Origin of the sequence: Arthrobacter sp. B0490 (genome assembly GCF_002929355.1) — a bacterium.
Taxonomy (GTDB): Bacteria; Actinomycetota; Actinomycetes; order Actinomycetales; family Micrococcaceae; genus Arthrobacter_D.
This window is the reverse complement of sequence record NZ_PJIR01000008.1, coordinates 1-20,408: the sequence shown is the minus strand read 5'-3', so window position 1 is coordinate 20,408 and position 20,408 is coordinate 1. Positions and strand designations below refer to the sequence as shown.

22 protein-coding genes and 1 pseudogene are annotated in these 20,408 nt (G+C 72.0%); 12 read left to right on the top strand and 11 right to left on the bottom strand.

Translation table 11 applies throughout. The features are described from left to right. Positions 1-193: 193 nt before the first annotated feature. A complete protein-coding gene (locus CXQ97_RS12825) occupies positions 194-997 on the bottom strand; it encodes an SGNH/GDSL hydrolase family protein (protein WP_104181262.1) in 804 nt (267 codons plus the stop codon). Positions 998-1,097: 100 nt separating this feature from the next. Here CXQ97_RS12825 and CXQ97_RS12820 point away from each other — a divergent pair, with 100 nt between their 5' ends. The 3 genes from CXQ97_RS12820 (at position 1,098) to CXQ97_RS12810 (ending at position 3,790) form a co-directional block, all read left to right on the top strand. Further along, positions 1,098-1,970, top strand: a complete 873-nt coding sequence (locus CXQ97_RS12820; protein ID WP_306739958.1) for an SDR family oxidoreductase — start codon at positions 1,098-1,100, stop codon at positions 1,968-1,970. Next, complete coding sequence (locus tag CXQ97_RS12815) at positions 1,963-2,592, top strand: flavin reductase family protein (protein ID WP_104181260.1); 630 nt, start codon at positions 1,963-1,965, stop codon at positions 2,590-2,592. The genes CXQ97_RS12820 and CXQ97_RS12815 overlap by 8 nt, the downstream gene beginning before the upstream one ends. A gap of 115 nt (positions 2,593-2,707) precedes the next feature. Continuing rightward, positions 2,708-3,790: an acyl-CoA desaturase gene (locus CXQ97_RS12810; RefSeq protein WP_104181259.1), complete on the top strand. Its 1,083-nt coding sequence runs from the start codon at positions 2,708-2,710 to the stop codon at positions 3,788-3,790. Positions 3,791-3,856: 66 nt separating this feature from the next. Here CXQ97_RS12810 and CXQ97_RS12805 read toward each other — a convergent pair whose 3' ends face one another. From CXQ97_RS12805 to CXQ97_RS12790, 4 genes are all read right to left on the bottom strand, one after another. Further along, positions 3,857-4,678, bottom strand: coding sequence for an anti-sigma factor (locus CXQ97_RS12805; protein WP_104181258.1), 822 nt, complete (start codon positions 4,676-4,678; stop codon positions 3,857-3,859). Next, positions 4,665-5,234 carry an RNA polymerase sigma factor gene (locus CXQ97_RS12800; RefSeq protein WP_104181257.1) on the bottom strand — a complete coding sequence of 190 codons (570 nt, stop codon included), beginning with the start codon at positions 5,232-5,234 and terminating at the stop codon, positions 4,665-4,667. Before CXQ97_RS12800 ends, CXQ97_RS12805 begins: the two co-directional genes overlap by 14 nt. Before the next feature lie 134 nt (positions 5,235-5,368). After that, positions 5,369-6,076 (bottom strand): class F sortase, encoded by a 708-nt coding sequence (locus CXQ97_RS12795; RefSeq protein ID WP_104181256.1) that lies wholly within the window; start codon positions 6,074-6,076, stop codon positions 5,369-5,371. 92 nt (positions 6,077-6,168) lie between these two features. Beyond that, complete coding sequence (locus CXQ97_RS12790) at positions 6,169-6,987, bottom strand: DUF4397 domain-containing protein (protein WP_104181255.1); 819 nt, start codon at positions 6,985-6,987, stop codon at positions 6,169-6,171. 215 nt (positions 6,988-7,202) lie between these two features. On the opposite strand from CXQ97_RS12790, the gene CXQ97_RS19885 reads away from it, so the two are divergent. After that, on the top strand, positions 7,203-7,433 hold the full coding sequence (locus tag CXQ97_RS19885; protein WP_104181254.1) for a zinc-ribbon domain-containing protein: 231 nt from the start codon (positions 7,203-7,205) through the stop codon (positions 7,431-7,433). A 15-nt stretch (positions 7,434-7,448) separates the two neighbouring features. Here the strand turns inward: CXQ97_RS19885 and CXQ97_RS12780 are convergent, their stop codons facing one another. After that, positions 7,449-8,297: a CoA ester lyase gene (locus CXQ97_RS12780; protein ID WP_104181253.1), complete on the bottom strand. Its 849-nt coding sequence runs from the start codon at positions 8,295-8,297 to the stop codon at positions 7,449-7,451. 227 nt (positions 8,298-8,524) lie between these two features. On the opposite strand from CXQ97_RS12780, the gene CXQ97_RS12775 reads away from it, so the two are divergent. From CXQ97_RS12775 to CXQ97_RS20090, 6 genes are all read left to right on the top strand, one after another. Next, entirely contained in the window at positions 8,525-9,886 is a 1,362-nt protein-coding gene (locus CXQ97_RS12775; protein WP_104181252.1) for an MFS transporter, read from the top strand. A 324-nt stretch (positions 9,887-10,210) separates the two neighbouring features. Next, positions 10,211-11,857 (top strand): thiamine pyrophosphate-binding protein, encoded by a 1,647-nt coding sequence (locus tag CXQ97_RS12770; RefSeq protein ID WP_104181251.1) that lies wholly within the window; start codon positions 10,211-10,213, stop codon positions 11,855-11,857. Positions 11,858-12,013: 156 nt separating this feature from the next. Further along, positions 12,014-13,117 carry an SDR family oxidoreductase gene (locus CXQ97_RS12765; RefSeq protein WP_258062555.1) on the top strand — a complete coding sequence of 368 codons (1,104 nt, stop codon included), beginning with the start codon at positions 12,014-12,016 and terminating at the stop codon, positions 13,115-13,117. 153 nt (positions 13,118-13,270) lie between these two features. Beyond that, entirely contained in the window at positions 13,271-13,435 is a 165-nt protein-coding gene (locus tag CXQ97_RS20100; protein WP_219815418.1) for a hypothetical protein, read from the top strand. A gap of 56 nt (positions 13,436-13,491) precedes the next feature. Next, on the top strand, positions 13,492-13,761 hold the full coding sequence (locus CXQ97_RS20095; protein WP_219815417.1) for an alpha/beta fold hydrolase: 270 nt from the start codon (positions 13,492-13,494) through the stop codon (positions 13,759-13,761). Between the two features lie 23 nt (positions 13,762-13,784). Beyond that, complete coding sequence (locus CXQ97_RS20090; protein WP_219815416.1) at positions 13,785-13,994, top strand: hypothetical protein; 210 nt, start codon at positions 13,785-13,787, stop codon at positions 13,992-13,994. A 91-nt stretch (positions 13,995-14,085) separates the two neighbouring features. On the opposite strand, the gene CXQ97_RS12755 is transcribed toward CXQ97_RS20090, so the two are convergent. Beyond that, positions 14,086-15,024 (bottom strand): YafY family protein, encoded by a 939-nt coding sequence (locus tag CXQ97_RS12755; RefSeq protein ID WP_104181250.1) that lies wholly within the window; start codon positions 15,022-15,024, stop codon positions 14,086-14,088. 101 nt (positions 15,025-15,125) lie between these two features. Here CXQ97_RS12755 and CXQ97_RS12750 point away from each other — a divergent pair, with 101 nt between their 5' ends. Then, positions 15,126-15,590, top strand: a complete 465-nt coding sequence (locus CXQ97_RS12750) for a VOC family protein (protein ID WP_104181249.1) — start codon at positions 15,126-15,128, stop codon at positions 15,588-15,590. 78 nt (positions 15,591-15,668) lie between these two features. On the opposite strand, the gene CXQ97_RS12745 is transcribed toward CXQ97_RS12750, so the two are convergent. After that, positions 15,669-16,355, bottom strand: coding sequence for an LmeA family phospholipid-binding protein (locus tag CXQ97_RS12745; RefSeq protein WP_104181248.1), 687 nt, complete (start codon positions 16,353-16,355; stop codon positions 15,669-15,671). Positions 16,356-16,550: 195 nt separating this feature from the next. Here CXQ97_RS12745 and CXQ97_RS12740 point away from each other — a divergent pair, with 195 nt between their 5' ends. Beyond that, entirely contained in the window at positions 16,551-17,741 is a 1,191-nt protein-coding gene (locus CXQ97_RS12740; RefSeq protein WP_258062554.1) for a glycosyltransferase, read from the top strand. 39 nt (positions 17,742-17,780) lie between these two features. On the opposite strand, the gene paaK is transcribed toward CXQ97_RS12740, so the two are convergent. The 3 genes and pseudogenes from paaK to CXQ97_RS12725 all read right to left on the bottom strand — a co-directional run. Beyond that, entirely contained in the window at positions 17,781-19,112 is a 1,332-nt protein-coding gene (gene paaK, locus CXQ97_RS12735; RefSeq protein WP_104181247.1) for a phenylacetate--CoA ligase PaaK, read from the bottom strand. A 58-nt stretch (positions 19,113-19,170) separates the two neighbouring features. Further along, positions 19,171-19,902 carry an IclR family transcriptional regulator gene (locus tag CXQ97_RS12730; RefSeq protein ID WP_104181246.1) on the bottom strand — a complete coding sequence of 244 codons (732 nt, stop codon included), beginning with the start codon at positions 19,900-19,902 and terminating at the stop codon, positions 19,171-19,173. A 1-nt stretch (position 19,903) separates the two neighbouring features. Continuing rightward, positions 19,904-20,408, bottom strand: a pseudogene (locus CXQ97_RS12725) (3-hydroxybenzoate 4-monooxygenase); the annotation flags it as partial.

Sequence of the window (20,408 nt, the reverse complement as noted above, 5' to 3'; positions counted from 1 at the left end):
CCGGGAGAGGGTGGCGCGACGCGGCGAAGGCGGCTACGGGCGGGCCGCCCGCAGGGCGACGACGCTCAGAAGACGACGGAGAAGAAGCCGGCGCCGACGCTGATGACCATCGCGGCGACCAGGAGCCAGACGATCGGGGTGCGGAGTTTGCGCATGGAGTCCATAGTCGGCCCAGTCTAGCCGCCGGGCGGGATCACGCCGAAGCAGTCCGCCGTGCACGCGCGAGGCGCTTCAGGCCGTCGGCCGGGCGCACCGGCTCGGGCCACCGGGGCCCCAGGTCGTCGCCGAGCGTGATGTTGCGCAGCCGCCGGCCGAACATCGGGACCACCCACTCGCCCAGCCACGCCGTCTCCCGGCGGAGACCTGCCACCAGCCCCGCATAGCCCTCACGCTCGGGCAGGCGGGGGGTCAGGGAATGGTCGACGCCGAGGATCCTCAGCACGTGGGCGGCGAGGTTCCGGTGCCCGGCCGGCGACATGTGCAGGCGGTCCGCGTCCCACAGCCCCGGGTCCGAGTACTCCTCGAAGCACCAGTAGTCCACGAGGACGGCGTCGTACGTACGGGCGATGCGCCGCACCTGGTCGTTGAACAGCCAGTTGCGGCGCTTCATCGGCTCGAACACGGGACTCAGCGGGATGTCGAACCCCGTGAAGAGGAGCGGGCGCGCCCCGCTTCGGGCGATGCGGGCCACCATGGCCTCGTACTCGCGCATGAGGGCGCCCATGTCGGTGCGCAGCTCGAGGATGTCGTTGCCGCCGGCGTAGAGGCTGACGAGCGTGGGCCGCAGGCCCAGCGCCCGTTCCACCTGCTCGTCGCGGACGTGATGCAGGCGTTTGCTGCGGATGGCCAGGTTGGCGTACTCCCAGGCCGGATCCTGCCGCCCGAGTTGCTTGGCCACGCGGTCCGCCCAGCCCCGCACACCGTTCGGGAACTGCGCATTCCAGTCGCCGACCCCCTCGGTGAAGGAATCCCCGATCGCCACGAACCGTCCAGCCATTCGAGCGAGCCTAGCCCCGCCGGGCGACCCGCGGGCGACGGCGGGACCAACGCCCGGTGAACCCTCCTCCCGGAGGGGCGGAAATAATCCGGGCGCCGTCGTGGCTGAGACGGACATGGAGCACCGCATCGCAGTCACAGGGTCAACGGGCGTCGTCGGCGGCAGCGTGGCCAGGATCCTCGCCGCCGAAGGGGTGCCGCTCGTCCTGCCGGTCCGGTCCCCCGACCGCGCGCAGCACCTGCCCGAGTCCGTGGTGCGCCGGTCGTCCTACGGTGACGGCGAGGCCTCGCGGGAGGCCCTCAGCGGCGTGGACGTCCTCTTCATGGTGTCCGCAGCCGAGGCGCAGGACCGCCTCGCGAGCCACCGCGCCTTCGTCGATGCCGCGCGGGAGGCGGGCGTCAGGCACATCGTCTACACCTCGTTCCTCGGCGCCGCCCCCGAGGCGTCCTTCCTCCTCGGGCGCGACCACTGGTACACCGAGGAGCACATCCGCCGGTCGGGCCTGACCTGGACGTTCCTGCGCGACAACCTGTACCTCGAGGTCGTCCCCGCGCTCGCGGAGGACGGCGTCATCCGCGGTCCCGCCGGGGACGGCCGGCTCTCGGCCGTCGCGCAGGCCGACGTCGCCCGCTCCGCCGCCGCCGTGCTGCGCGCACCCGACGAGCACGCGGGCACCACCTACCACCTCACCGGGCCGGAGCCCTTCACCCTGGCCGAGGCGGCGGCGACCATCAGCGAGGTGACCCCCGCGACGGTGCGCTTCGAGGACCAGACCCACGAGGAGGCCATGGCGTCACGGGCCCACCACGGCGCGCCCCGGTGGCAGGTGGAGGCGTGGGTGAGCACCTACACGGCCATCGCGCGGGGTGAGATGGCCGAGGTGTCGCCCGACGTCGAGCGCCTCACCGGGCGGCGGCCGGTCGGCCTCCGCGACCTCCTCTCGGCGCAGCACGGGGGCGGTACCCATGCGTAGGGACGTCGTCCCGGACCCCGCGGACAGCCGCGCGTTCTACCGGTTCCTCACCTCCGTCGTCGTGCCGCGCCCCATCGCCTGGATCTCGTCGACCTCGGCGGAGGGCGTGGACAACCTCGCACCGCACTCGTTCTTCACGATCGCGTCGGTCGATCCGCCGATCGTGCAGTTCACCTCGGTGGGACGCAAGGACTCCGTGCGCAACATCGAGGCCACGGGCGAGTTCGTGGTCGGTTTCACGCCGGAGGGTCTCTTCGAGGCCGTCAACGCGACGGGCACCGCCTTCCCGCCCGAGGTCAGCGAGTTCGACGCCGTCGGCCTCACGCGGGAGCCGAGCGCGACGGTACGGCCGCCCCGCGTCCTGGAGTCGCCCGTGGCCCTCGAGTGCCGGCTCCACCTGATCCAGGAGATGGGCGACTGCACGCTCGTCTTCGGGGAGGTGCTGCACGCCGTGGTGTCGGAGGAGGTGCTCGACGGGGACCTCCCGGCGATCGATGCGCTCAGGCCGCTCTCGCGGCTCGGCAGGAACGAGTGGGGCACAGCGGGGACGATCCGCGGCATCACCCGCATCCCGGTGGAGGACTGGCCCGGCCACTACGGCGGTATGCACAGAACGACGTGACATGGGTACTCCTCCCGCACAGGCAACGGCCGGGCTTCTCCCGTACAGTCGAAATATCCAGGGTTGTAGCACACCCTCTTCGGGCTGGGAAGCCCTCCGCTACCCAGGGACTCCCATGAGCGTCAACGCCGCCCCGCGTACTGTCCGTATCTCCCGTCCGAACGACGTCGTCGCGTCCTACTCGGTGCTGCTGAAGCAGGTCCGCAAGGAAGGCCTGCTGAACCGCCGGCGCCGCTTCTACATCACCGTCTTCGCAGCCCTCCTGCTCGCCATGGGCGCGGCCTGGACCGGCTTCGCGCTCCTGGGCGACACCTGGTTCCAGCTCCTCGTGGCCGCCGTCCTCGGCGTCGTCCTGACCCAGGTCGCATTCCTCGCCCATGAGGCCTCGCACCGGCAGATCTTCGCGAGCCGCGGCGCGAACGACTGGTCCGGCCGCATCCTCGCCGCCGGGGTCGTGGGGATCAGCTACGCGTGGTGGATGGACAAGCACACGCGCCACCACAACGACCCGAACACCAAGGGCAAGGATCCGGACATCGAGGTCGACACCATCTCCTTCCTCGAGGAGGACGCCGCGAAGGCGAAGGGCCTGCAGGCCTGGATCACGCGCCGCCAGGGCTACCTCTTCTTCCCCCTCCTGACCATGGAGGGCATCAACCTGCACGCCCGCTCCATCAGCACCCTCTTCGCCCGGCGCACCATCAAGGGCCGCTGGGTCGAGCTCGCGCTCCTCGGTGTCCGGTTCGGCGCGTACCTCGGCGTCCTGTTCTGGTTCCTGCCCGTCGGCCTGGCGTTCGCCTTCCTGGGCGTGCAGCTCGCCGTGTTCGGCGTCTACATGGGTGCGAGCTTCGCCCCCAACCACAAGGGCATGCCGGTGGTTCCGAAGGACAGCAAGCTCGACTTTTTCCAGAAGCAGGTCCTCACCTCCCGCAACATCCGCGGCGGTTCGTTCGTCAACAACGCCTTCGGCGGGCTGAACTTCCAGATCGAGCACCACCTCTTCCCGGACATGCCGCGCCCGCACCTGCGCCGCGCCGCGGTGATCGTCCGCGAGCACTGCGAGCGCCTGCGCGTGCCCTACACCGAGGTCGGCGTGGCTGCGTCGTACGGTGCCGTGGTGTCCTACCTGAACCGCGTCGGGCTCGCCGCCCGCGACCCGTTCGACTGCCCCATGGTCAACCGCTTCCGCCGTCCCTGAGGTCGCGCCGCGGTGATCCCGCGTGGACTTCCTGCCACGGGCACCGTCGGCGACCTCGAGGGCCCGCTACACGTCCCCGGCGTCGATGGTGCCCCTCACCACGCTGACCCCCGAGTGTGTCGGGTCCCCGTCCAGCGGTTCGTCCGACACGTCGACGACGGGGAACTGCCGGAGGTCGATCGCGTCGGGGACGTCGAACGTGCCGTGGTCGCCGTCCAGGATCCCGATGCTGTACATCCGGGTGGCGTCGGGGGCGAGGAGCCAGACCTCCCGGTAGCCGCCGGGGGCCGCACCGGAGACCGTCACGTCGAGGCGTCGTACGCCGTCGTCGGACTCGCTGAGCGTGGCCTCCCCGGAACCGCCGAAATCGGGCAGCGGAGCCAGGTCCGCGCGTGCCAGGATCTGCCCGCCCGCCTGCGTGGCCTGGACGGCCCACAGCACTCCTCCCCCGGCCGCGATCCCTGCGACGGCGGCCGCGGCCAGCCACCACGCAGGGACGGACCGGGACGTGCGCGCAGGACCGGGCGCAGCAGGGCGCCGGGTCGTGGCAGCCGGTTCCGCAGGGCCCGGTTCCGGTGCGCCTCGCCGAGGCCCCGGTTCCGCGGCTGCGGGACGGGAGCCGAGGGGCTCGAGGGTGCCGACCGACCGGAGGCGGGGTGTCGTCCCGCCGGCGAGACCGAGTTCCCGGGCGACGGCGTCCCACACGGCGGGGTCGGGCTCCTCGAGCCGGGTGGGACGCCCACCCGATCGGGCGAGGACGACGACCTCGCGCAGGGCGGCGACCTCCTCGCCGCAGGCGGCGCACGCGTCGAGATGGATGCGGGACGACCGGTCCAGCGGTTCGTCCAGCGCGGCGATCCCCACGCTGTCCGGATCAAGATGCTGCATTCCACGCCCCCAATCGACTGCGCAGATGTGTCAGGCTCCTCCGGATGTGACTCTTGACGGTTCCCAGCGGCAACTCCAGTCGTTGTGCGATCTGCTGATGTGTGAGGTCTTCGTAGAAGGCGAGCCGGAGGATGGACTGTTGGGGTTCGCCCAGCAGTTCGAGCTCCGCGTCGAGGACCACGCGGTCCGTCACGGCATCCACCTCCCGCGCGTGCTGCCTCGGGCTCTCCGGTTCGGCGATCGCCCCGGAACGGGCCACCATCTGGTTCTGCCTGCTCCTGGCCGCCAGGGTGTCCAGGATGACGTTCCTGCTGATGCCGAGGATCCAGCCGGGAACCGTGCCGTACTGCGGATCGAAGCTGTCCCGGAAACGCCAGGCCCGCACGAACACGTCCTGGGTGATGTCCGCAGCCGCCGTCCGGTCGTTCATGGACCGCAACGCTACCGTGAACACGAGGGGCGAAAGACGCCGGTACGCGGCGGCCAGGGCCTCCTCGTCACCGGCGGAGAACTCCACGTCGAGTTCCCGCGTCCACTCGGTGCCTGGAGGTGTCACGCCCTACTCCTTCAGCGCGGTGCCGGGCCCAGCACCGCACCAGGAGCACCCGGTGCACCCGCCCTGCCCCTTCCCGACAGCGGTGCGTCGGAGAGCGGGGAGTGCGAGGCAGGCGGACTGCGGGATCCGTGCGTTCAGAGCGGTGAGGCTGTGAGGACAACATTATCCTCGTAGTCGCCCTTGTCCAGCAGCCATTCGCCTCCACAGGTGATGATCTTCAGCCGATGGGGGCCGTCCCGCCGGAAGACGTCCGATCCGTCGAGCGTGGCCTTCGGGACGTTCCGGACGTCGTCGACGCGGTACTGCAGCATGCTGCCGTCCGCGAGACCGACGGTGAGAACGGTGCCGGGATCGACGTCCTTGAGCCGGGCGAAGGGCATGACCTCCGTCTGGCTGTCCACGTGTGCGGCGATCACGGCGTGTCCCGCGTCGGCTCCGGGAGCCGGCCCGAAGCGGTACCACCCTGCTTCCCAGAAGCTGTCCGGGATCTCCATGGCGTCGTTCCCGGCGATCCCCACGTCGACGACCCGGACCGAGATGTCCGTGCCGGGGACGTCCAGGGAGACCGGAGCGGGAGGAGGCGGCTGGACGGCCGCGTCCGCCGGACGCACCGGGATACCGGCGGCGACGCCCGTGCCCGCTGCCGGGGGCGGCGCCGCGGTCGGTGACGCGGCGGCGTCCGGCACCGGGGGCTCCGGCACCGGCACCGTCCCGGGTGGCGGGGTGGGCGCGAGGAGGGGGGCCGCGGGCGGCGCCGGCTCGGCGGGGCCTGCGGACGACGTGGAACATCCGCCGAGGACGGCGGCGGTCGCGATCGACAGCGCCGCGAGGCCGGTTGCCATACGGGAAGGGTGCACGGGATCATCCTGGTTCTCGGGGGTCGGCTGGGGGAACTGGGCGCGCGGAGCCCGACGGCGTCCGCGCGCCCGGCCCGTCATACCCGCGCCGTACGCCTCCGGCTCACGGCGATCGCTCCGCCGAGGAGGGCGAGGGCGGCCGCGCCGATCCCCATCGCCGCTCCGGCGTCGTCGTCCTGGGCCGCCAGGCCCGACTGCCCGCCCGGGACGGAGCCCGGCGACGAGTGCAGCCCGTCGATGACCTGCGTAGCGAGCGCGAGGTTGCCCGCCTCGAGGCTCCCCCACGCGTAAACGATCGTCGAGGTGCCCTCGGCGAGGGTGAGGTCCGCCGGGCCGATCACGGGCTGGGTGGTGCCCGCCGCCGCGACCGCCGCGGAGACCGTCCCCGGGTCCGTGGTCAGCGTCGCCTCGCCCGGGTTGCTGAGGTTCGGCACGATCGGCGCGCCCCCCGCGAGGACGTCGACGGCGGGCGCCGCGGCGACGTGCCGCACGGTCAGGCGGGACTTGCCGGCCTCCACCGCCGAGACGTCGTTCGTGTAGAAGTTGGCGGTCGGCGTGCCCGCCGCGTCGAGGTTGGCCGTGGCGGTGTAGTTCCCGCCGGCGGCGAGGGAGACGTCCACGGGGCCGATGACCGGCGCGCTCGCGTCGGGGGCGTCGGCCGCCGTGATGGCGAGCTGGTAACTGCCGGCGGGCAGCGAGAGCGGACCGGCCAGTGTGCCGGGCGCGAAATCGTCGAGGGTGAGGGCACCGTTGACGTAGACGTCGACCGTGAGGTCGGGGACTCCATGCAGTACGGACAGCGATGCTGCGGATTGTGACTCGGCGGCCGTCGCCGGGGCGGCCGCGGCCGCCGCGACCACCAGCACGGCTCCAACGGTGTACAGGCTTCTTCGCATGACAACTCCTTCGTGTCGTCCCCTCAAGGGGGCGCTTCTGCTGACACCTGGTATTACCGGGAAGGAGGGACTCCTGGATGCAGCGGAACGGAATTTTTCCTGGACGTCGTCCGATGATCCGCCGGGGGCAGGGCATCCACGGCCCGGTAATGCAAGCCCGCCGGGTGTGCAGTACGGCACTCCCCGCCCGGCGCAGGGCTGGTTACGGTGGATGGATGTTCTTCCTCTTCGGCCTCACCACGCGTGAGCACCTGCAGTTCACCCGATCCGCCGGCTGCCGCTACTGCGGTATGCACGCCCCGCAGCAGGTGGTCCAGCGCAAGACGAAGCTCTCGGTGTTCTTCATCCCGCTCATCACCCTCAAGAAGACCCGCCTGCAGGTGTGCACCAACTGCGGCGGCACCTCGACGATCAGCGGCTCCGAGCAGCGGGCCCTCGCCTACTAGCCCTCCTGCCGGGGACTACGCGTTCCAGAGGCCGTAGGAATCCGCGAGCGACGAGATCTTCTGTGCGCGCGCGAGACGCGGCAGGTAGGAGCCGTCGCCCACCACGGCGCCTGCCGCATGCTCGCGGAGGAGTTCGGCGGCCCAGTTGATCTCCGAGTCGCTCGGGGACAGGCCCCGGTTGATGGTGTCCGTGGCATCCGTGAGCAGGCACAGCTTGCCGGTCATGCCCATGGATGCCGTCACCTTGCAGGCCTCGAGCAGTTCGTCCCCGAGGGCGCCGACGGTCGGACCGTCGATCGGTCCAGGGAGCTGCCCGACGCGTGAGGCCACCACGAGCTTGGAGCGCGCGTAGGCGAGTGCCATCGGGTCGTCCGAGGCACCCGTGTCGCGCCGGAAGTCGCCCACGCCGAACGCCAGGCGGAAGGTCCCCGGCGCGCTGGCGATCGCCGTCGCGTTCTCGATGCCGAGCGCCGACTCGATCAGCGCGAGGACGGGCGTCCCCGCCTGCAGCCGCATGGCCGTGTGCGTCACCTGTTCGGGCTTCTCCGTCATGGCGAGCATGACGCCGCGCAGGCCGGGCGCCCTGGACAGCGCGGCCAGGTCGTCGGCCCAGTACTCGGTCTCGATGCCGTTGACCCGCACCCAGGCCGTCATGCCGGTGGACAGCGCCTCGACGACGCGCTCGCGTGCTTCGGCCTTGCCCGGGGCGGGAACGGCGTCCTCCATGTCGAACACGACGGAATCGGCCTCCGACGTGAGGGCGGGGATGAAGGTGTCCCCGGTAGCAGCGGAGGCCAGCAACCAGGATCGTGAGAGCTTGGCGGGAAGCGCGGCGGCGCGGCTGTTTCTCAGGAAGGAGGCCATGGTCAAACAGTACTGAGGATCGCTCCGGGTTATCCAACGGACACCGGAGGCATCGCGTGAACACTACGACCAAAAGGGCCCGATGCCCCCTCCGGAACCCTTGACCCTCCGCCGGAACGCGGCCTAGCATTCGTATACGATTTCTGCTCGATGGTGGGGACTGCGGCGTCTCCATCCGGATCAGGGCATATCGGAAGCCACGCACTGCAAAAACAAGGGAGTTTTTCATGGCACTAGCGTCAGAGCGTCCGGACGCACAGTCCCGGAGCGGCATGAGCGCGGCGGACCGGAAGGTCCTCGCCGGAACGATGGTCGGCACCACGATCGAGTGGTACGACTTCTTCATCTTCGCCCAGGCCGCCGGGATCGTCTTCGCCACGCTGTACTTCGGGCCGCTCGAGGGTGAGAGCCCGGGCCTCGCCCAGCTCGTCGCCTGGGCCACGATCGGCATCAGCTTCTTCTTCCGGCCCCTCGGCGCCGTTATCGCCGGACGCCTCGGCGACAGGATCGGCCGGAAGGCGATGCTCGTCTTCACCCTCGTGATGATGGGCTCCGCCACCGCCCTGATCGGCCTGCTCCCCACCTACGCGCAGATCGGCATCTGGGCGCCCGTCCTGCTCATGCTCCTGCGCATCCTGCAGGGCTTCTCCGCGGGCGGCGAGTGGGGCGGCGCAGCACTCATGGCCGTCGAGCACGCACCGGTGGGCAAGCGCGGCTTCTGGGGTGCCTACCCGCAGATCGGCGTCCCCGTCGGCATGATCCTCGCAACCCTCGTGCTGTTCCTCCTGCGCACGTCCATGTCCCCGGAGGACTTCCTCGCCTGGGGCTGGCGCATCCCGTTCCTGCTCTCCGTCGTCCTCATCGTCGTCGGCTACTTCATCCGTGCCGCCGTCGCCGAGAGCCCGGTCTTCAAGCGCATGATCGAGCGCAAACGCGACACCGCCACTCCCCTGCGTAGCCTCCTGAAGACCAACAAGAAGCAGGTCGTCCTCGCCGCCGTCATCTTCATCGGCAACAACGCCGCCGGCTACCTCGTCATCGCGTTCCTCTCCTCCTACGCACAGCGCACCCTCGGGATGCCGGCCGCACCCGTGCTCCTGGCGACACTGCTGGCATCCTTCGGCTGGCTCATCTTCACGCTCTACGGCGGCATCCTGTCCGACCGCATCGGCCGCGTCCGGACGTTCCAGATCGGTTACGCGCTCATCTTCCTCTGGATGATCCCGATGTTCATGCTGATCGACACCCGCAGCATCTGGGCCTACGGGATCGCCATCTTCATCCTCACCATCGGACTCGGGCTGTCCTATGGCCCCATGTCCGCCATGTACGCCGAGATGTTCCCCGCCAACGTCCGCTACTCGGGTATCGGCATCGGCTACGCCCTCGGAGCGATCCTCGGTGGCGCGTTCGCCCCGCTGATCGCCGAGGCCCTGCTGAGGGGTACGGGATGGTCCGGGTCGATCGGCCTCTACATCATGGGCCTCTGCGTCGTCTCCTTCATCGGCGTGACCCTGGTCAAGGAGACCAAGGGGGCACCGCTGGAGGCGGAGGAGGGGGCGGACGCCGGGACCGGGCACCACTCCTGACAGTCCCCGCCTGCTCGCACCTCCTGGGGATGTCCTCCGACGGCGACGAGTCGGAGGACATCCCCGGACGCGCCGTGCGGGACGGGCGGGCAGGACGGGTCGCCGAAGAGGTTCGCCGACGTCGTCGGGCCGGGCAGGGCACCACGGCGGTGCGGCGGCCGCTATAGTGACATGCGTCGGGCGCTCAGGGCGCCGTGCCTGAAAAAGAGGCAATAAGGGCATCGCCGCCCGAGGCACATACGGAACTCACCCACCAAGTCCGCCGGGTCGACCGTGTGCCACTCGTTGCAGCCACCGGAGGACTCCGCCCTGAAGGATTCCACGATGGCCACCGTCTCAGCCCGCATCGTCTCAGCCCTGCTGCCCGCCACCACCGAGGTCTTCGGGGTCATGGGCAACGGCAACGCGCACTTCCTCGACGCCGTCATGGCGGCACCGTCGCTGCACTTCACCGCCGTCCGGCACGAGGCGGGCGCGGTCGCCGCCGCCGACGCCTACCATCGGGCCGGCGGCCGCCTCGCCGTCGCCACCACCACGTACGGCGCCGGGTTCACGAACGCCCTGACGCCCCTGGCCGAGGCGGTGCAGGCGGACATCCCGCTGGTGCTCGTGGTCGGCGACGCCCCGACCACCGGGATGCGCGCGTGGGACGTCGACCAGGTCCTGGTCGCCAAGGGGCTCGGCGCCACCACGTTCACGGTGTCGGCGGCCCGCCCGGGGGCGACGACGACGGCGGCGGTCGAGCACGCGCTCCGCTACCGGGAACCCGTGGTCCTCGCGATCCCCTACGACCTCGCCGCCGCCGACGCCGCGCACGAGGAACCCGCCGCGGCGCCCGCTCCCGTGCCCCTCGCCGAGCCGTCCGCGGGCGACATCGCCCGCGCCGCGGCGCTGCTCTCCGCTGCCGAGCGGCCCCTCGTCCTGGCCGGGCGCGGCGCCTGGGTGAGCGGCGCCGGCGAGGCGGCGGCACGCCTCGCCGACCGCCTCGGTGCCCTGACCGCCACCTCGGGTCTCGGGGCGGGGCTCTTCGGGGACAGCCCGGCCGCCCTCGGCATCGCGGGCGGCTGGGCCTCCGAACGTACGGCCCACCTCGTCGGGCAGGCCGACGTCGTCCTGGTGCTCGGTGCACGGCTCAACCAGTTCACAATGCGTTTCGGGCACTCCTTCGGCCCGGGGGCCCGCGTCATCCAGGCCGACATCACGGCCGGGCCCACCTCGCCCGCCGTCACCGACTTTCTCCCCGCCGACGCTCGGCTGGCCGCCGAGGCCCTGCTCGCCGCCGTCGAACCACGGGAGGGGATCCGGAGGTGGAGCACCGTCGCCGCCGACGACGCCCTCGACGCCCATGACGCACGCGACGACGGCGAGGCGGCGGCACCCGACGGCCGGCTCGACCCGCGGAGCCTGTGCAGGGCGCTGGACCGGATGCTGCCCGCGGACCGGACCGTCGTGCAGGACGGCGGCCACTTCATCGGGTGGGCGCCCGGCTATCTCCGCGTCCCCGCACCCGATCGCATGATCATGGTGGGGACCGCGTTCCAGACCATCGGCCTCGGCTTCCCCAGCGGCGTCGGTGCCGCCCGCGCCCTGCCGGACTCCACCATCGTCCTGTGCACGGGCGACGGCGGAGCCCTCATGGCCCTCGCGGACCTCGTCACGTTCATCCGCACCGCGCGCAGGGCGGTCATCGTGGTCTTCAACGACGCCGCCTACGGAGCAGAGATCCACCAGTACGCCGTCCGCGGTATCGACTCGGGGCCCATGATGATCGATGAGGTGGACTTCGCGGCCGTCGCCGCCGCCTTCGGCGCCCGGTCCGCCACGATCGGCTCGCTCGAGGACCTCGCCTCGGTGGAGGGCTGGCTGGCGTCCGACGACGACGGCGTCCTGCTGCTCGACTGCAAGATCTCGCAGCAGGTCGTGGCGCCCTACATGCAGGAGATCGTGGCGGTGGCGACCGGCACACGCTGAGGCGGGAGCCGTGTCCGTCAAGGGATCCCGGCTCCTCCAGCGCCCGCCTCGCCGGCCGCCCGGCGACCTGTCCCGAAAGTTATAGTCGGAAGAGGCCGGTCGAGAAGCCGACAGCGGTTGCGAACGGCGCTGACGAACCGCTACCGAGGAGCCCCCGTGACCCCCGAGACCACACGAACGACCGACATGCAGGCGGCAGCCGACGACGAGGCGACGACCGTCCTGGTCGCCGGAGCCGGAGGGGTCATCGGCCGGCACGTGGCGGACGAGTACACCCGCCGCGACGTGCGGGTCCGGGGGCTCAGCCGACGTCCCGTCAGCGGCGCCCGATGGGACCACCTGCCCGTGGACCTGCTCGACCGGGAAGCAGCACATGCCGGGCTGGAGGCCGCCGCGGACACCACGCACCTGGTGTTCGGCGCCTACATCGAACGGGACACCACCGCGGAACAGATCGAGGTGAACTCCGCCCTGCTGACGAACGCCCTGGACGGCCTCGAGGCCGCGGGTTCGCCCCTGCGCCACGTCACCCTCTACCAGGGCGGGAAGGCGTACGGCGCGCACCTGGGCTACTTCAACACCCCCGCCAAGGAGAGCGACGCACGGCTCGTCCAGCCGAACTTCTACTACGACCAGGAGGACCTCCTCCGGGCCGCCGCGGCCGAACGCGGCTTCCACGCCACCATGCTGCGCCCCGAGGGCGTCGTCGGGTACGCCGTCGGCAACCCCATGAACATCCTCATGGTCATCGCCGTCTACGCGAGCATCTGCCGGGAGCTCGGCCAGCCGCTGCGGTTCCCCGGCACCCACGCCGCATACGACGCCCTGTACCAGGTGACGGACGCCTCGCTCCTGGCCCGCGCCACGGTCTGGGCCGGCTCGGAACCACGGGCCGCGGGTGAGGTCTACAACATCACCAACGGGGACCAGATCCGCTGGCGCCACCTGTGGCCCGTGTTCGCCCGCCACTTCGGGATGGACCACGCCGAGCCCCAGCCGGTCCCGCTGGCCGAAGCGATGCCCCACCACGAGGAGCTCTGGAAGGGCATGGTGGCGACGTACGACCTCGTGCCCACTCCCTTCGAGGACCTCGCGGGCTGGTCGTTCGGCGACTTCCTCTTCCGCTCGGGCTTCGACAATGTGACGTCCACCATCAAGGCCCGGCGCCACGGCTTCACCGACTGCCTGGACACCGAGGAGCGGTTCATCGAGCTCTTCGATCAGCTGGCAGCCCAGAGGATCATCCCGCCGCTGGACTGAGGCGCCCGCGCTTCCGCCGATGTCAGGACGGGCCCCGGGACGGCTGCGCCCATGACCCCCGGTGCCCGGGACGGGCGCAGAGCCACTGGTCAACCCCCGTCCGGGATGGTTCACTGCTGGGACTGCCCCTGCCGACCATGGAAGCGAGCCCCGGTGACCGCCCGTCCCGCGAGCCCTCCTCCCGACGGCCTCGACGCCTCCCGCGATCCCGGCCCCGGCCCCGGGCGGAACGGGCGCGTCGGCTGGCTGATGGCCGGCTCGCCCGTGGCCGGGTTCCTCGCCGCGGTCCTGCTGGCGGTGGCACCCTTCATCCCCTGATCGATGTCGGCGGCCACCGCCTCTACCTGGACTGCACCGGCTCGGGCAGCCCGACCGTGGTCAACGAACCGGGCGCCGGCCTGACGTCGTCGGACCTCGCCCTGATCGCACCGAAGGTCGCGCAGGACACCCGCGTCTGCGTCTACGACCGGGCGGGGCGCGGCTGGAGCGATCCGGCTACCGTGCCGCAGGACGGTGCGCGGATCGCCGCCGATCTGCACACCCTGCTGCAGCGCGGGGACGAGCCGGGACCGTACGTGCTGGCCGGTCATTCCTTCGGCGGCCTCTACGCCCTCACGTTCGCTGCCAGCAGGCCGCTGCGCTGAGGACCCTCGCCGACAAGCCTCTGGTGGTCCTGACGGCCGGCAGCGGCACCCGCCCCGGATGGACCGAGTCGCAGGACGCACTCGCCGCCCTGTCGACTAACACCTTGCACCGCGTCGTCGACGGGGCGACGCACGGGTCGCTGCTCGGCGACGAACGGGACGCCGCCGAGACCGCCCGGGGCATCCTCGACGCCGTCACCGCGGTGCGGACCGGGGACCCTCTGTCCCCTTAGGGCAGGCGTCGCCACGGGGCAGGGCGCCGGTCGACTCAGGGGACGGCAGGCGCCGGTGACGCCGAGGAGAGCGAGCATCCCATCCCGGGGACTACTCCCGGGCCGCCGCCAGGCGGAGGGCGAGGTCCCCGGCCGCGGTGCGGAGCGGCTCCGGGCCCAGGATGGAGAAGGGCGCGTCGAACCGGGCGACGGACGCGAGGACCCCGGTCCACGACCAGGAGCCGATGCTCACCCGGCAGGAGGTCGCGGTGAGTTCCTCGACGCCGCCGTCCCCGACGAACGGGGCGACCTCCCCCAGCGGCAGGTCGATGACGACCTCACCGGTGCACGGCCACCGGTCGACCGCGTCCGAGCCCTTGAGCCGGGCGGACAGGTAGGCGCGGGCATCGGGGGCCGGGAGCCGGCGTGGCGCGAAGACCGCGCCCGCCGGGGTCCGGGGGGACACCCGGTCGAGGCGGTAGATCCGCCAGTCGTCACGGTCGAGGTCCCAACCGATCAGGTACCAGCGTCCGTTCCGGACTCCGATCGCGTGCGGCTCCGCCCGGCGCGGGAGCCCGTCCTGGCGGTAGTCGAACCTCAGGGTCGTCCGGCCCCGGACGGCGGCGCTGACCGCTGCGAGGACGGCCGGATCGACGCGGGCGGTCGTGGGCCCCGCTCCGGTGAACCGGATCCCGTCGACACGGTGCCGGAGGCGGGAGGGCAGGACCTGCCGGACGGTCGCGAGCGCCCGCTCGGCCGCCTCGTCGAGGTCGATGCCGGAGGACGGTGCGTTCTGCAGGGCGACGGCGATCGCGACTGCCTGATCGTCGTCGAACTGCAGGGGCGGCAGGTCCGCGCCGGCCGCCATCCGGTATCCGCCGTCCGGGCCCTTGACCGCGCGGATCCGGTACCCGAGTTCCCGGAGCCGGTCGACGTCCCGGCGGACCGTCCGCGGTGTCACCCCGAGGCGCTCGGCCAGGACGATCCCGGGCCAGTCCCGCTGGGCCTGCAGGATCGAGAGCAGCGCCAGCAACCGTGCAGAACCTGTCATGCCAGTCAGTATGCGCGCGGTAGAGGACCGTAGCTGACCTCTACTGCCGCCACAGTGGTGCACGGCACTCCCGCCGATCGACACAGGAAAGAGCAGACACCATGAGCATCAAGACCACCACGCACCTGAACTTCCGCGGCACCGCACGCCAGGCCCTCGACTTCTACCAGGGCGTCTTCGGCGGCCGGGTCGTCCTGGCGACCTACGGGGATCTCGGGATGCCGCAGGACGATCCCGGGCACGACAGGATCGTCTTCGGCCAGGTCGAGAACGAGGACGGCTTCCGTGTCATGGCCTACGACGTGCCGGGCCAGGACGACGGCGGTCCGACGCCGAGCACCGGCACCCGCCGCGAGAACGGGACCACCATGACGGACAGCGCCTTCTTCCAGTCCGTGCGCGCCGAGGACCTCGAGGAGATCACCCGCTACTGGAACGGCCTCACCGACGGCGCGACCATCGTCGAGCCCCTCGCCGCCTCCGCCTGGACCCCCGGGTTCGGCATGCTCACCGACCGCTTCGGCGTGACGTGGATCCTCGACGTGGAGCCCGCCCACGCCGCGTGAGACCGGGCCGCAGGGTGCCCGGGCAGCGGCGAACCCTGATCAGCACGGGCGGCGCCGCGGGGCGGGGTCGGGGTAGGGTCAGGGAGCCAGCCGAACGTCGTCGCCGCGGAGGTTCGCGCGGAATCCGTCGTCCTGCACCGTGACGTCCTCGAGCACGAGGCCTTCGGGCAGCCCCTCGATCTCGTGCTCGATGGTCACGAGGTTCCGCACGACGGCGGCGGTAGCGCCGGAGAGGAAGTCCGGTCCGCCGATGTCGATCGACCGGGGCTCCATCACGAGCCGGCCCGCCTGGACCTCGACCGTCCCCGTGGCGGTCACGCGCACCTCGCGGCCCAGGGTCTCCACGGTACGGACCACGGTGGCCTGGCCGTCGTCGGCGGGCCGGACCTCCGTCACACCACCGAGCTCGGCGGCCACGACGTCGAACGGCACGGTCGCGTCGACGGAGAGCCGGGCGGCGACCAGCCCGTCAGGGCCCGTGACCACGTCCTGTCCGACGGCGCGGACGTCGCGGAGCGTCGACCCCGCGGACACCACCGTCCCGGCGTCCAGCACCAGGTCGCCCAGCCACACCTCCTCGTCCCGGAGGTCGGCGGGAGCTCCGGTGTCCGGCGCCTGCTCGCCACCCGCCGGCGACGACGGGGCGGACGCCGCCCGACCTGCCGGGTCGCTCACCCCCCACCAGAGGACCGCCACCGCGACCGCCAGGAGGAGGATCATCCCAAGAGCACCGATCAGCCAGTCCTTCGCACGCGTCCACCTCATCTGGACAGTCTGAGGGGTCCACGCCCCGGCGCGTCGTTCCGACACCTGCGCCTAAGCCCGGGTGGGCCCGATGGCCCCTGCCGGGCCGGAGGACGCGGGAGGGAGCCGACTGCTCTGGCCAGGGGTCGTTCCTGCGGCTATCGTCGTTCGTCCCAGGCCGCAGACCACCGGCGCGGCCGCTCGTGAGGGAGCGCCATGAGGATACTGCTGGTCACGGCGGGGTCCCGAGGGGACGTCGAGCCCTTCGCGGTCCTCGCCCGGCGGGCACGGAGCGCGGGCCATGCGGTGCGTCTGGTCCTCCCGGACAACTCGGGCGTCGATGTCGCCGGCCTCGATGTGGCGGGCCTCGCGGTCGACTATTCGAGGCTGATCGAGCAGCAGGGCGTCTCCCTCGGTGCGGCTCTCCGCTCCTACCGCTCGATCGTGCGTCCGGCCATGCACGAGGTCCTCGTCGGGTCTGCGAGGGCGGCGCTCGACTACGTCCCGGATGTGCTCGTCGCCCACCCGAAGATCCTGTCGGCTCCGCTGATCGCGGCCGGGCTCGGCATCCCCTTCGTGTGGGTCGAGCTCGTCCCGGTGATGACGCCGACCGCGGAGTTCCCTGCGGCCGGAACCGTCACCCGGGATCTCGGCCGGTTCAATCGGCTCACCTATCAGGCCGCGGCGGGCGGGGCCGCCATGTTCCGGCAGGACCTGAAGGACGTGGCCAGGCTGGTCGGCGGGCAGGGGGCCGCCCGTCCTCCGGCGTCGGCGACGCTGATGCCCATCAGCCCGGCCATCCTCCGACGTCCCGCCGACTGGCCGTCGAGCGTCCATCTCACCGGTCCGTGGCGTAGTGGAGTGCCCGGTCCGGTCCCCCGCGAGGTGTCGGACTTCATCGCGGAGGACGGCTTCGTGTACGCGGGGTTCGGCTCCATGGCCGCAGGGGATCCCGTCGCCCGGGCCCGGGAGGTGATCGGCGGCATCCGTGCAGCCGGGGCCCGCGCCCTCGTGGCCACGGGCCTGGGTGGACTGTCCGTCCCCTCCGACGTGGCCGGTGCTGATGTCCTGGTCACGGCGTCGGTCGCCCACGACGTCGTCCTGCCCCTGGCTGCGGCAGCGATCCATCACGGGGGGATCGGAACGGTCCAGGCGGCGACGGCGGCCGGCACCGTGTCGGTCGTGGTGCCGTTCATCGCCGATCAGCCCTTCTGGGGATCGACGCTCCATGCCCGCGGCCTGGGTCCGGCCCCGATCAGGCGACGCTCGCTGACGTCCCTCCGCGTGGCCGAAGCCCTGTCGCAGGTCGGGCGGTACCGTCCGGCGGTGCGTGGGGCCGCGCGGTCCATGGCGGCCGAGGACGGGCCGGCCGCCGCGATGGCCGTCCTGGAGTCCCTGCACCGGTGAGTTCGCGTGTGGGGGCGACCGCCCGGGCACCTGCCGGGGTCAGCCGCGGGGCCGCAGGTCGTAGATCCGCTTGAGCTTGCCGCTGGAGCGCACCAGCGAGCCCTGTTCGACGACGACGACGGCGCACGTCGACCCGATGTGCGTCTTGATCTGGTGTCGGAGCTCCTCCGCGGCTGCCGCGGCGTCGGCGGCGCTGACACCCTCGCGGGGCTCCACCCTGATGGTCAGCTGGTCCATCCGCTGCCCCTCCGGCCGGGTGATCTCGAGCTGGAAGTGCGGGCTCAGCGCCGGGATGCGCAGTGCCAGCTCCTCCACCTGCGTGGGGAAGAGGTTCACGCCGCGCACGATCACCATGTCGTCGCTGCGGCCCGTGATGCGCTGCATCCGGCGCATCCCGGGGCGGGCGGTGCCGGGCAGCAGACGCGTGAGGTCATGGGTCCGGTAGCGGATGATGGGCAGCGCCTCCTTGGTCAGGGACGTGAAGACGAGCTCGCCGGCGTCGCCGTCACCGAGCACCTGCTCCGTGAACGGGTCGATGATCTCGGGGCGGAAGTGGTCCTCCCATACATGCGAGCCGTCCTTGGACTCCACGCACTCACCCGCGACGCCCGGCCCCATGACCTCCGACAACCCGTAGATGTCGCACGCGTCGAAGCCCATGCGCCCCTCGAGTTCCTGCCGCATGCCCTCCGTCCACGGCTCTGCTCCGAGCACGCCGGTCTTGAGCGACGTCGACGACGGATCGATCCCGGCCGCGGCCATCGTGTCGAGGATGGTCAGCAGGTAGGTGGGCGTGGCGAGGATGGCGTCCGGTTCGAAGTCGCGGATGAGCTGGACCTGCCGCTCGGTCTGGCCGCCGGAGATCGGGATGACGGTACAGCCGAGCCGCTCCGCGCCGGCGTGCGCGCCGAGGCCGCCGGTGAACAGCCCGTACCCGTAGGCGTTGTGGACCTTCCATCCGGCCTTCACGCCGGAGGCCCGCAGCGAGCGGGCCACGAGGGAGGCCCACCGGTCGAGATCGCCCGCGGTGTAGCCGACGACCGTGGGCTGGCCCGTGGTGCCCGACGACGCATGGACGCGCGCCACCTGGGACTGCGGCACCGCGAACATCCCGAACGGGTAGGTGCTGCGCAGGTCCTCCTTCGTGGTGAAGGGGAACCTGGCCAGGTCCGCGAGCTCGCAGAGGTCGTCAGGATGCACGCCGGCGTCGTCGAACTTCCGCCGGTACAGGGGCACGTTCGCGTAAGCGTGGCGCAGCGTCCACTGGAGCCGTTCCAGCTGCACCGATTCGAGGTGGTCCCGGGACCAGGTCTCCTCCACGTCGAGGGTGGAGGGGTCCGCTGCCGAGGCCCGGAGGGGGAGGGTGGTCATGGCTGCTCCTTCGCAGGGTGGGTCCGGAGGGCTCCGGGGATGTCGCGGTGCACGGGCATCAGAGGACCGAGCCGACGGCGCGGGCCGCCTCGGCCACACGGGCGCCGATGTCCTCGACGGGGCGGTCGCTGCGGAGATAGACGACGGCGAGCGCGGCGGGGAGCTGCCCGCGCACGGGGACGGGAGCCGCGACGGAGCTGACGCCCGGGATGACCTCGTCGCGGCTCACCGCATAGCCGGCGGCTGCCGCGGCCCTCGATTCCTCCCGGTAGGGTTCCCCCGGCGCGAGACGGTCCCACCGCGCCTCGGTCAGCGCCGACTGGATGGCAATGCCGGGCGCTCCGGCGTCGAACCGGTGGCGGGAGCCCGGCCGCTGCACCAGTGTCCCCTCGCCGTGGGGCGGTTCCACGGCCACTAGGGTGACGCAGTGGCGCCGGTCCCACACGGCGATGAACGCCGTCATCTGCAGCTCGGCCGCGACCGCCGTGAGCTCCGGCAGGGCCGCCGTCTGCAGCCGGGGAGACACTCCGCGAGCCAGGCTCGCGAGGCCGGGGCCGGGCTGGAACCTCCCGGCGGCGTCCCGTACCACCAGCGAATGCTCCTCGAGGGTCCGCAGGATCCGGTACGCGATGGACCGGTGGACGCCCAGCGTCCCGGCGATCTCCGCCGTCGTCCGGCCCTCCGGCGCCTCCGCCAGGATCTCCAGCGTACGGAGCCCCCGGGAGAGCGTCTGGGAGGCGGGGGCCGCCGTGGTGCCCACCGCGGCCGTCGCGTCGTCCGCCGTGCGCATGTCAGGCCAGCGCCCGGCCCGCGCGCGGGTCGGGCGCAGCAGCGGACGGGGCGGCGAGGAGCGGGGCGAAGAATCCGGCCAGGGCCGCGGTGTCGGCCAGGGGCAGCACGTGCGCCACGTACTGGTCGGGGCGGACGACGACGACGGCGCCGGCCCGGTCGATGGCGCGCAGGTCGAAGATGTCGGCGGAGGGGTCCGCGGCGTACACCTTCTCGTAGTCGGTGAGCCCGAAGGGCCCCGTGGCCGGCTTGAACTCCGGGGGCACCCGCCCGAGGTCCACCCGGGTGTGGTCCTGCTGGTAGACGACCTTCACGTCGAACCAGGCGTCGCGGTCCGCCCCGTCGGGCGTCGCGGCGAGGGGTGAGTCGGGGGCGCTCCCGATCCAGGCGGCGAAGTCGGCCGCGTCCGACGCCGCTCCGGGCACGTCCGGGTCGGCGAAGACGTAGATGCGCCAGCGCCCGTCGGCCGTCGCGTGGTGGCCGAGGTGCAGGGGGACGCCGTCGCAC